The organism is Bacillus cereus group sp. BfR-BA-01331 (assembly GCF_022663915.1).
GTDB lineage: Bacteria > Bacillota > Bacilli > Bacillales > Bacillaceae_G > Bacillus_A > Bacillus_A mycoides.
This window is the reverse complement of record NZ_JAKUGJ010000001.1, coordinates 629,666-642,088: the sequence shown is the minus strand read 5'-3', so window position 1 is coordinate 642,088 and position 12,423 is coordinate 629,666. Positions and strand designations below refer to the sequence as shown.

Sequence of the window (12,423 nt, the reverse complement as noted above, 5' to 3'; positions counted from 1 at the left end):
ACCGCTCCTTTTAAACCTATTCTAATTCGCCTGCTTCATAATACCTTTTCACTTTAGATGTAAATAAAACACCGTGTAAATGATCGATTTCATGCTGAATTGCACGCGCTAAGAAGTCATCCGCTTCTAATAAAAATATTTTACCGCGACGATTTTGTGCACGTACTTTAATGTAATCTGCGCGCTCCACTTCACCATAAAGTCCCGGAAAGCTTAAGCAGCCTTCGGGACCTACTTGTTCACCACGTTTTTCTAAAATAACAGGATTAATTAATTCAATTTTACCCGTATCATCACCTATATCAACAACAGCAACTTGTAAGCTTACACCCACTTGTGGCGCAGCTAGACCAACTCCGTCTGCAATTAACATTGTTTCATGCATATCTTTTAACAATTTCACTAACTTTTTATCAAAGTTAATTACTCTTTCGCATGGTGTTTCTAACACTTCATTTGGATGCTTTACAATTTCTAAAACTGACATATTTCCCTCCGCTACATTAACATTGTTGGATTAAAATCAATTGAGATTTGTAGCTCTTTTTGCATTTCTGCTTGATAATGTTCATTTACCATTTTGAGCACGTTCTTTAAGTTTGGTTCCCGTTTGTATTTTATCATGCATTGGTAACGATATCTATCTTTTATCCTTGGAATTGCTGAAGCAACCGGCCCTAACACCATCGTTTGCCTTGAACAATGCGTTCGTAAATGACCGACAATTTTTTCCGTCACTTGGACTGCCTTTAATAATTCCGGATGAGATACAGTTACAAGTACAACGTAGTAATATGGCGGATATTGTCTCATTTGCCTCATTTGCATTTCGTGCTCATAAAATACATCATATTGTTGATTCTTTGCTAATTCTACACTGTAATGTTCCGGCGTATACGTTTGAATTACAACTTCCCCTGGCAATTCATGTCTTCCTGCACGTCCACTCACTTGTGTCAATAGCTGATACGTCTTTTCACTCGCCCGAAAATCAGGTAGATGAAGCATCGTATCCGCCGTTAAAACCCCAACAAGCGTCACCTTCGGAAAATCAAGCCCTTTTGCAATCATTTGTGTTCCAAGTAATATATCTGCTTTCTCTTCACCAAACGCCTTTAATAATTTTTCATGCATTCCTTTACGGCTTGTTGTATCCACATCCATTCGAATGACCCGCGCCTCAGGGAATAGTTTTGTGATTTCTTCTTCAACCTTTTGCGTCCCTGTACCAAAGAAACGAATATACGTACTATTACAAGCAGGACACTCCGTTGGCATATTTTCCTCATGACTACAATAATGACATTTTAAACGATGGTTCATTTTGTGATATGTCAACGAAATATCACAATGCGGACATTGTACGACATACCCACAATCACGGCACATCACAAACGTAGAATGACCCCTTCTATTTAAAAAGAGAACCATTTGTTCTTTCTTTTCTAATCGATCTGCTATTTTTTCATGCAGTGCCTTTGAAAACATTGAGCGATTTCCATCACGAAGCTCTTCACGCATATCAACAATTTCTACAGTCGGCAAAGCTTGTTTGTTCATACGTTTTTCCATTGTAAGCAACCCATAGACACCTTTTTTCGCTCTAGCAAACGATTCAAGTGTCGGCGTTGCACTTCCGAGAACGATTGGACACTTATGGTATTGTCCTCTCCACACTGCTACATCTCTTGCATGATACTTTGGGTTATCCTCTTGCTTATAACTTGATTCATGCTCTTCATCAATAATAATGATTCCTAAATTTTCGAATGGAGCAAAAATAGCTGAACGCGCACCAACTACAACTTTCACTTCTTTTCTTAATATCTTTCGCCATTCATCATATTTCTCGCCAACAGAAAGCGCACTGTGAAGAACTGCAACTTGCGAACCGAACCTACCTTTAAAGCGATCTACCATCTGGGGCGTTAGCGCAATTTCAGGAACAAGCACAATTGCTTCTTTTCCTTTCTCGAGCACCGCTGCTATAGATTGTAAATACACTTCAGTCTTACCACTTCCTGTAACACCATATAGTAAAAATGGATTGTAAGTTTCATTTGTAATTGATGACAAAATCGGTGTAATTACTTGTTTTTGTTCCTCAGTAAGCGGAAATGGTTTCGTTTGTTCAAAATCATCATCGTCATACGGACTCCGGTATACCTCTACATACTTTTCTGAGATTAGACCCTTTTTAACAAGTGCTTTTATTGGAGCATCTGTTATTTGTAATTCTTCTGTTAAATTTTTTAACGGTACACTTTTGTAGTTTTCTACAAAATAATAGAGTACATCTTGTTGTTTTTTACTTTTCAGTTCAAATGCTGCTAATTCCAATTTATCTGCCGGCAACTCCGGTTGAACTACTCTTTGTTTCTTCTTCTGCACTTTATCCTTTACTTGATAAACCACTTCAGTCGTACCATTTTTAATTTCTTGTTGAATAGTGCGATATAGGTGCGGCTGTGCTTCGATAGCTTCCCAATCTATCGTTTCCTTCCCTTGAAATAAAGAAAGAATTTCTGGTGCTACTTCTTCTCGGTTACGAAGTTGCAGACGCTTTTTATATGTTGCTTTGATCGCCGTCGGAAGCATCACCTGAAAAGCTGAAATCATATAACATAACGTTTCACTTGTAAGCCAATACCCAAGTTTTAATAATTCATCATTTAAAACAGGAGTGACATCTAATATTTCATACAACGCTTTTAACTTTTTACTTTCTAGTTCAACCGAATCCTTTATGCCAATAATAAAACCTTGCAATTTCCTCGGACCGAATGGGACTACTACACGCATTCCTGTTTGCACGATATCTTCCCATTTTTTAGGGATAATATAATCAAACGGTCGATCTGTTTGACGTGCAGGTACATCAACAATTACACTTGCAAACTTCATACATAATCATCTTCTAACATCATTTCTATTTGCTTTAATATTTCACGAGCCACTTCTTTTTTCGTTAAAAGTGGCAGCTCAATGATTTCTCCATCTTTTCTATACATTGTCACAATATTTGTATCCGTACCAAACCCAGCTCCTTGCGCTTTCACGTCATTCGCAACAATCATATTTGCATTTTTCTCACGTAATTTTCTCGTTGCGTATTCCTCTATGTTTGTCGTTTCAGCTGCAAAACCGATAAGTAACTGTCGGTCCTTCTTCTCACCTAACGTTTTTAAAATATCCACTGTTCTTTCTAATTCAATTACAGCATCGCCATTTTGCTTTTTCATTTTATTATCGTGAACATATTTTGGGCGATAATCTGCAACTGCCGCTGTTTTGATAACAACATCCACACTCTGATAATGCTGAAGGACTGCCTCTAACATATCTTGTGCAGATTCTACTTGTATTGTTGTGACATGTAATGGTGACTCTAATGCTGTCGGTCCTGAAACAAGTATGACATCAGCACCTAAGCTTGCTGCAACTTCTGCGATCGCATACCCCATCTTTCCAGAAGAAAAATTCGTCATAAAACGGACTGGGTCAATCTTTTCACGTGTCGGGCCAGCCGTTATTAATATTCTCTTTCCTTGCAATGGTTTTTGTTCTGAGAAAACCTCTTCTAACCTTCTAATAATCACTTCAGGTTCTTCCAGTCTTCCCTTAGCTACATAACCACATGCTAAAAAGCCTTCGCCAGGCTCAATAAATGTATATCCTAACGCTTTTAACGTCATCATATTTTTTTGAACAATTTTATTTTCATACATATGCACATTCATAGCAGGTGCAATCCAAACTGGAGCTGTAGTAGCTAACAAAGTAGTTGTAATCATATCATCAGCAATACCGCCAGCTAACTTTCCAATGCAATTCGCTGTAGCAGGTGCCACAAGTACAACATCTGCCCAATCCGCTAAATCAATGTGAGCGATAACTGCTGAGTCTTTTTCATCAAACGTATCCGTATATACATCGTGGCGAGAAAGCGCTTGAAATGTAAGAGGTGTAACAAACTTCATTGCCGCTTCACTCATCATTACTTTTACAGTAGCACCCGCTTGTGTCAATTTACTCGTTAACGCAGCTGCTTTAAAAACTGCAATGCCTCCTGTTACACATAGAAGTATCTTTTTCCCTTTTAGCATATGACTCGTCCTCTTTCTTTTTCAAACTTATTCTACTGAAATAGAATTTTCAGCTCGTCAGTACCAATATGTTGTTCCACCTTTTTACGATTATTTCTTCCCTATCATAAAAAAATAACAACCTACTTGTAAATAGGTTGTTACCGTTACATAGAAAATTATAAAGTCTATGTTTTAATTTGTCGAAAAGAATGTCTTAATCAATTATTGTGTCATCGCTTGGTACATATTTTAATACTTCTAAATCGATTTCTTCTAATGCTTTACCTACACATTTATAAGAAACAGGCTTTTCAATAACACAATTGTCAGCAATTTGCATTTCACGTGCACGCTTTGCAGCTACTGTTACAAGTGTATATTTAGAATCGATTTTTGTTAATAATGAGTCAATTGATGGATTTAACATAATTATAGACCCTCCGTCATTTCTTTATAGTATTTTGCCACTCTTTCGCGGCGGCAATGTTCACCAACCACAATTGCTTTAATTCGGTCGCAAGCTAATTCAACTTGATCGTTTTCTACAACATAGTCATAAGCGTCCATCATTTCGATTTCTTCTTTCGCTACAGTTAAACGATTTTCAATAACATCTTCAGTTTCTGTACCACGGCCGACAATTCGGTTCTTTAGTTCAGATAAACTTGGAGGTGCTAAGAAAATAAATACACCTGCTGGGAAGGCTTTCTTAACTTGAATTGCTCCTTGCACTTCAATTTCTAAGAACACATCTTTTCCTTCTTGTAACGTTTTTTCAACATAATCAATCGGTGTTCCGTAATAATTACCAACGAACTCAGCCCATTCAAGTAACTTTTCATTACGAATCATTTCTTCAAATTCTTCTCTCTCTTTAAAGAAATAATCCACACCATCTACTTCACCTTCACGCGGTTTACGTGTCGTTACTGAAATAGAGTACTGAAAACGTGTGTCTTCATGGCTAAACAGCTCTTTTCGAACCGTTCCTTTCCCGACACCAGAAGGTCCCGAAAGAACGATGAGCAATCCTCTTCTACTTCTCATAAATATGTAAAACCTACCCTTCCTCACTTAAATCTTCTTTATTATTCAAACGATGTGCAATCGTCTCTGGCTGAATTGGACTTAATACTACATGCCCATCATCCATAACAATAACCGCCCTTGTTTTTCTCCCATACGTAGCATCAAGCAAAGCATTATGTTCACGCGCTTCCTGTACTGTCCGTTTAATAGGAGCTGACTCCGGACTTACAATAGCAATAATTCGATGAGCAGATACAATATTTCCGTATCCAATATTTAAAAACCGCATGGCCATAGTTTGCGCCTCCTAGTAAGTCTATCCGATTTCTCCACCACGTATAACTTTATATATTTTTTGAAAGCTACTCAATATTCTGTACTTGTTCACGAATTTTTTCAAGGTTATTTTTCATTTCTACGACATATTTTGAAATTGTTAAGTCATTTGCCTTAGAACCTATCGTATTAACTTCCCTATGCATCTCTTGCACGATGAAGTCCATTTTCCTTCCAACAGGCTCTGTAATTTGCAGTGCTTCACGAAATTGATCTAAATGACTTTGTAATCGAACTAATTCTTCGTGAATATCTGAACGCTCTGCAAATATTGCTACTTCTGTCAACAATCGTTGTTCATCTAAATCTTGATTATGTAATTCCTTTAAGCGATTTTCTAATCGTTCACGATATTTTTGTGTAACAATTGGTGCATGTGGAATAATTGCATTTACACAATTATGAATCTCTTGCAAACGATATGCTATATCTTTATGTAATCGTTCTCCTTCGCCATCTCTCATCGTTTTCAACATATGAGCAGCTTGGCGAACAGCTTCATATAAACCGGTTTCAAATTGTTCATTTACATTTTCTATTTCTTCAACTGCCGTTACTTCTGGCATTCCCATTAGTTGCCCGAGTGTAATAGAATCTTGTAATTGAAATTTCCCTTTTATATCTTCCATAATGGATTGGTACTGCTTGAGAAGTTCCCAATTCACAGTTAATTTTCTTTCAACAAGCCCTTCACCTGTTATACTAATAGACACTTCAATACGTCCACGGCGAACTTGCTTTGCAATTATTTTACGAATCTTGTCTTCAAACGCCATCATTTGCTTCGGAAGCCGAATACTCATTTCTAAAAAACGATGGTTCACTGACTTCATTTCTACTGTTATTTGAAAAGTATCGTTTTCTACCTTCGATCTTCCAAATCCTGTCATACTACAAATCATCTTTATCACATCCAAGCCATGAAATAACTCAATGAAAAAGGCAATAGAGACAAGGCTCTACTACCTTCTGTAAATTATATCATATTTTCATATCATTGACTATTTCAAGTTTAATCCCTTCTTATATAACAGCGGCTTTTTCTTTTTCTCCTTTTTTCTTGTTAATAAGGATCCTACTAATAAGAAGGTCGGAATAGATGATAATCCTCCAATTAACAACCAATCTCGTGCTTGTATCGGCATTGTGCTAAAAATCGGCTGTAATGGTGGATAATATATAACTACAAGCATTAACAGTAAAGAAATAATAACCGCCCCTACTAAATATATATTTCCAAACGGGTTGCGGTGAAATATAGAATGTTCACTACGACAATCAAATACATGAATAAGCTGAGCCAGTACTAATGTTGCGAAGGCTACCGTTTGTGCATACTTCAATTCATTCGGATGCTGGTTAAATGCAATAATAAACGCTACTAATGTCACTGCTCCGATTAGAAAACCACGACTTATAATTTTCCACGCAAGCCCTCTAGCAAACACCCCTTCTTTCGGATGGCGTGGTGTTCTCTTCATCACATCTCCTTCAGCCTTATCCAAACCTAATGCCATCGCTGGTAAACCGTCAGTAACTAAGTTCACCCATAAAATTTGAATTGGAACCATCGGCAATGGCAGTGCAAGTAACATCGCAAATAACATAACTAAAATTTCACCAACGTTAGATGCTAACAAATACCGAACAAACTTCCGAATATTTTCATATATGTTTCTACCTTCTTTAATCGCCGATTTAATCGTAGCAAAGTTATCATCTAACAACACAAGTGACGAAGCTTCTTTTGCAACATCTGTCCCTGTAATTCCCATCGCAATCCCTATATCAGCTGTTTTAATAGCTGGAGCATCGTTCACTCCATCACCTGTCATAGCTACTATATGTCCCTTATTTTGTAGCGCCTTAACGATTTTCAATTTATGCTCAGGAGACACACGAGCGAATACATACGTATCTTCTACAATATCTTCTAATGCCTCTACATCCATATTCGCAAGTTCTACACCTTCAACAACGCGTCCACCCGCCGGTAAAACCCCTAGCTGTTCCGCAATTGCCATTGCCGTCACTTTATGATCTCCCGTAATCATTACCGTTCTAATACCAGCTTCCTTACACTCTTTCACCGCTTGCGCCACTTCTAGTCTTGGCGGATCTATCATTCCTTGTATTCCAACAAGCATAAAATCCTGCTCGACTTCTCTTTCATGTTCAATTGAATCTGTAGCTTTTAACGGTTTAAATGCCACTGCAATCGTTCGTAAAGCTTGACTTCCTAAACTATGAATCGCTGCCTGCACTTCTTTTCGATACATTTCACTTAAAGGCTGTTGCTTATTTCCCCACAAAATTGTTTGACTCATCTGCAAAAGAACATCTGGTGCTCCTTTTGTAATAACAAATTTTTTGCCTTCACGATCACGAACGATAACGCTCATCATTTTTCTAGTTGAATCAAAAGGAAATTCACGAATGACTTCAAACTTTCCTTTAAGAGCTTCACGTGATATTCCCGCCTTCATTGCAGCAGCAACGAGAGCTCCCTCTGTTGGATCTCCATCTAACACATACGTCTTTTTCTTTTGAATAACATTCGCATTATTACATAAACAGCCAAATGTAAGTAGTTGATACAGTGATTTCGTCTTAGTAGGGTCAATTACTGCTTCACCTTTCATAAACGAACCTGTTGGCTCATAGCCTTGACCTGTTACTTTCCACAATTCTCCGCCTGACCACATATGTGTTACCATCATTTTATTTTGTGTCATTGTTCCTGTTTTATCTGAGCAAATAACAGAAGCACAGCCTAACGTTTCTACAGCTGGCAACTTTCGCACAATTGCCCTCTTTTTAATCATACGCTGTACGCCAAGTGATAGCGCAACCGTAACGATAGCTGGCAATCCTTCTGGAATAGCTGCAACAGCAAGCGAAACCCCAGCCAAAAACATGTGATACACTTCATTCCCTTGATATACACCAGCTAGTACAACAAGAGCCGTCAAAATAAGAGCAACAATAATTAAAATTTTTCCAAGCTGTTCTAATCTTCTTTGTAATGGCGTTTCCATTTGCTCAGCATTTTGCAACATATTTGCAATTTGCCCCATAGCTGTATTCATTCCAGTTGCTACGACTACCCCTGTTCCAGCACCTCTCGTTATCATCGTCCCCATAAATGCCATGTTTTTTTGATCACCAATTGAAACATCTTGACCTTGTAACGCCTCTACCTTCTTTTGTACAGGCAATGACTCTCCTGTAAGAGCCGATTCTTCAATATATAAACTTGAAGATTCCACAAGGCGAACATCCGCGCCAATACGGTCACCACTAGAAAATTTAATAATATCACCTAGTACAAGCGCCTTTGACGGCGCTTTTATCCACTTCCCATTTCTTAGTACAGTAACTTGAGGAGCTGCCAATTCTTTTAAAGCTTCCAACGATTTTTCAGCTTTCCTCTCTTGAAAGAAACCGAGGACACCATTAATAATAACAATTGCAACAATTGCAATCGAATCAATATACTCTCCTAAAAAAGCTGAAATAATTGTAGCACCAAATAAAACAAGTACCATAAAATCTTTAAATTGCGCTAAAAACACCATAAGCGCAGAAGGCCGCTTTGCTTCTTGCAATTCATTTGTACCAAATTTCTTTAATCGGCCCTCTGCTTCTTGCTCTGTAAGACCTACCTCCACATTCGTATTCGTTCTTTCCTCCACTTCATGTGCTCGCATTTCATACCAGTTCATCCTGCCATCGACCTCCTGATTCCAGACATACTCTAATGAAAGCTTATTCAGCCTCGTCCAAAAAAATGCTATAATTAACTTTTAGTTAGAAAGGAGTGTTCATTCATGGCATTCGATGGATTATTTACAAGAGCAATTACACATGAAATTGCAAATTCTCTTCAAACAGGAAGAATTTCAAAAATATATCAACCCTCAAAATATGAAGTTTTATTACATATTCGAGCAAACGGAAAAAACCAAAAGCTAATTCTTTCATCTCACCCTACATATGCGCGTATGCACTTAACAAATCAAAACTACAATTCACCAGCGCTACCGCCGATGTTTTGTATGCTTCTTCGCAAACATTTAGAAGGTGGATTTATTGAAAAAATTGAACAAATTGACTTAGAACGTATTATTCAAATTACAGTCCGCAGTCGCAATGAAATCGGTGACGAATCAGTAAAAACATTAGTAATCGAAATAATGGGACGACACAGTAATATTATCTTAGTAGATACGAAAACAAATGTTATTTTAGATAGCTTAAAACACGTTTCTTTAGCGGTAAACCGACATCGTACTGTATATGCTGGAGCTGAATATGTTGCCCCACCGGCACAACATAAAGTTAATCCGCTTCTTATCGAAACAGAAGATGATTTTATTAAACCGCTAGACTTTTTATCTGGCAACATGGACAAACAACTTGTCGGAGCATTCATGGGAATTTCCCCATTATTTGCAAAAGAAGTTGTAAAAAAAGCAGGTATGGCAAATGAAAAAGCATTATCTGAAGCTTTCTTCAGCTTGCAAAAACCTTTGCTAACACATCAGTACGTGCCAGCAATGATAACAGCAAATGGAAAAGAGTTCTTTTACCTATTCCCTCTTTCTCACTTACAAGGAAACGAAAAAACATTTTCATCTGTTAGTGAATTATTAGATCGTTTCTTCTTTGGTAAAGCAGAGCGCGATCGTGTAAAACAACAAGCTCACGATTTAGAACGCTTTATGCAAAATGAAAAAACAAAAAACGAAAAGAAGCTAATTAAACTAGAAAAAACATTACAAGATGCCGGAAAAGCAGATAAATACCAACTATTTGGAGAGCTACTTACAGCCAATATGTACGCTTTGAAAAAAGGTGATAAAGAGATAGAAGTCGTTAACTATTACGACGAAAATGGTGGGACTGTAAAAATCACATTAGATCCTTTAAGAACACCATCCGACAATGCACAACGCTATTTCCAAAAATATCAAAAAGCAAAAAATTCAGTTGTTGTTGTAGAAGAACAAATCGAAAAAACAAATGAAGAAATTCTTTATTTTGATAGCTTACTTCAACAAATGGAGGTTGCTTCTTCAAAAGATATTGAAGAGATTCGTGAAGAACTGGCCGAAGAAGGTTATGTACGTAATCGTAAGAAGAACAACACAAAGAAAAAACCGACAAAACCGGTATTGGACAAATATTTAGCTAGTGATGGAACAGAAATTTTCGTCGGTAAAAACAATAAGCAAAATGATTATTTAACAACGAAATTCTCCCGTCGTGATGAAATTTGGTTACATACGAAAGACATACCTGGGTCCCACGTTGTCATTCGTTCTCTTGAACCTACGGAAGAGACTTTACACGAGGCCGCTAAAATCGCTGCTTATTACAGTAAAGCAAAAGATTCTAGTTCTGTTCCTGTAGATTTCACAAAGGTACGCCATGTCAAAAAACCGAGCGGTGCAAAACTTGGATTTGTTACATATGACAATCAACAAACATTATATGTAACACCAGATGCTGATACAGTAATGAAATTAAAAGCGTAAATACTTAAAAATGCGTTGCTTGCTAGCAACGCATTCTTTAATTTAGTTCATATATCCATTAACTAATTCGTAACATCTTTCTTTTGTCATCTTATATTTCTCTTCCGAAGCCTCTATGCGTCTCATCGTTCCATTATTTGGATCTGTACCAATCGCTGTAACTTTACTTTCTTTTTCTTTAACCCATGCAATCTGTTTTGTTTTTAATGACTGAAATGCATCAGCTGACATCGTATTTTTTAATGTACTGTAAATTTCATTTAGTTTATTATCCCATAGTTGATAATTTCCTTCTATTTCATTTACTATGTCATTTGTTGACATAACATTTGTATGTTTTTCTTCGTTTTCTAGAGCAACTAACTCATTTAGAGCCTTAGTTTTACCTAATACTGAAGAAGATTCTTTTTTTGGCTGCTTCTCTTCTTTTGAACTAGTATACGTACTGGAATCATTTCCCTTAGCTGTTTCTTGCTCTTGAATAAAATCTTGTTTCGTTACCTTTTCTTGCTCTTCATCATCTACATTGTGAGTAATAACAGATGTTTGGGCATCCACAGCAACTACTCCGTTACTTTCTTTAAAAATATATTTCTTATTTCCACTATTCTCTTCTCTAACGAAAGAGACATTCTTGAAACCTTGAACTCTAAGAATTTCGTTAGCTTCTTCTTTAGTTAACTTTAAATCTACTGGCGTATTTGATGACCATTTATCCATTAACCATTTTCCATCAGTATAAACTAAAACAAATTCCCACGTCTCCGCTTCATTCCCCATATCATTTGCAAGGATAAGTGTCTCAATCTTTAAAACATCATTTTTCTGTGAACAAGTTATTCTCACGTCTGGCTCAATATGAATTGGGAATGGCAACATATCCGTCTCTCTAGACCTATTAAATGTGTCAAGCGACTTAGGAAGCTGATTTTCTACAAACTTATCTGTAACTAATCCCTTAACTCCTTTTTTCGCTGTCTCCATATCTCCAGGATTATTTCGGCTCCATCCATTTTCTTTTTCCATCTCACTAAAAGCGTTTGCTATCCTATCTACGCTCTTTCGTACAATCTTTTTCGCTTCTTTTCCTGTCACTTCTGGCGCTTCATCAAGCTGTTCAATCTTTTCATTTACTTGAACTTTGTTTTCACTTTTTTCACAACCTGCTAGAACAAACATACTAACTACCAAGCAAAATGACATTACTTTACTTAATTTTTTCATATACTCACATTCCTTAATCCTATTTATTCGTTACGTATCCCTATCTTCGAGAGAAACCCAACAATTACCTATTGTATCAATAATTTTTTATTTATACATTAATTTTTATATTAAAATAAACAATAAATGTAATGTTATTTTCAAATATACACTCTAAACATCGCTTATCCTTTTCTTTCCTAACTTCGATATTCCAAAAAAATTTG

At 36.8% G+C, this 12,423-nt stretch carries 10 protein-coding genes; 1 reads left to right on the top strand and 9 read right to left on the bottom strand.

Annotated elements, in window-relative coordinates; genetic code table 11:
* Nucleotides 1–16 precede the first annotated feature (16 nt).
* From def to MR155_RS03370, 8 genes are all read right to left on the bottom strand, one after another.
* Nucleotides 17–487 carry a peptide deformylase gene (def, locus tag MR155_RS03405; RefSeq protein WP_219303421.1) on the bottom strand — a complete coding sequence of 157 codons (471 nt, stop codon included), beginning with the start codon at nucleotides 485–487 and terminating at the stop codon, nucleotides 17–19.
* A gap of 11 nt (nucleotides 488–498) precedes the next feature.
* On the bottom strand, nucleotides 499–2,904 hold the full coding sequence (priA, locus tag MR155_RS03400; protein WP_002137952.1) for a primosomal protein N': 2,406 nt from the start codon (nucleotides 2,902–2,904) through the stop codon (nucleotides 499–501).
* Nucleotides 2,901–4,106 carry a bifunctional phosphopantothenoylcysteine decarboxylase/phosphopantothenate--cysteine ligase CoaBC gene (gene coaBC / locus MR155_RS03395; RefSeq protein ID WP_242307954.1) on the bottom strand — a complete coding sequence of 402 codons (1,206 nt, stop codon included), beginning with the start codon at nucleotides 4,104–4,106 and terminating at the stop codon, nucleotides 2,901–2,903. Before coaBC ends, priA begins: the two co-directional genes overlap by 4 nt.
* 196 nt (nucleotides 4,107–4,302) lie before the next feature.
* Complete coding sequence (gene rpoZ / locus MR155_RS03390) at nucleotides 4,303–4,515, bottom strand: DNA-directed RNA polymerase subunit omega (RefSeq protein WP_002014493.1); 213 nt, start codon at nucleotides 4,513–4,515, stop codon at nucleotides 4,303–4,305.
* Nucleotides 4,516–4,517: 2 nt separating this feature from the next.
* Complete coding sequence (gene gmk / locus MR155_RS03385) at nucleotides 4,518–5,135, bottom strand: guanylate kinase (protein WP_002014492.1); 618 nt, start codon at nucleotides 5,133–5,135, stop codon at nucleotides 4,518–4,520.
* A 13-nt stretch (nucleotides 5,136–5,148) separates the two neighbouring features.
* A complete protein-coding gene (gene remA, locus MR155_RS03380) occupies nucleotides 5,149–5,412 on the bottom strand; it encodes an extracellular matrix/biofilm regulator RemA (protein ID WP_001251456.1) in 264 nt (87 codons plus the stop codon).
* A gap of 67 nt (nucleotides 5,413–5,479) precedes the next feature.
* Entirely contained in the window at nucleotides 5,480–6,355 is an 876-nt protein-coding gene (locus MR155_RS03375; protein WP_002088227.1) for a YicC/YloC family endoribonuclease, read from the bottom strand.
* 99 nt (nucleotides 6,356–6,454) lie between these two features.
* On the bottom strand, nucleotides 6,455–9,178 hold the full coding sequence (locus MR155_RS03370; RefSeq protein ID WP_242307917.1) for a calcium-translocating P-type ATPase, SERCA-type: 2,724 nt from the start codon (nucleotides 9,176–9,178) through the stop codon (nucleotides 6,455–6,457).
* A gap of 105 nt (nucleotides 9,179–9,283) precedes the next feature.
* On the opposite strand from MR155_RS03370, the gene MR155_RS03365 reads away from it, so the two are divergent.
* The gene (locus MR155_RS03365) at nucleotides 9,284–10,993 is read left to right on the top strand and encodes an Rqc2 family fibronectin-binding protein (RefSeq protein WP_242307904.1); all 1,710 of its coding nucleotides are present in this window, start codon (nucleotides 9,284–9,286) and stop codon (nucleotides 10,991–10,993) included.
* A gap of 42 nt (nucleotides 10,994–11,035) precedes the next feature.
* On the opposite strand, the gene MR155_RS03360 is transcribed toward MR155_RS03365, so the two are convergent.
* Complete coding sequence (locus tag MR155_RS03360) at nucleotides 11,036–12,217, bottom strand: lysozyme inhibitor LprI family protein (protein WP_078206262.1); 1,182 nt, start codon at nucleotides 12,215–12,217, stop codon at nucleotides 11,036–11,038.
* Nucleotides 12,218–12,423 lie beyond the last annotated feature (206 nt).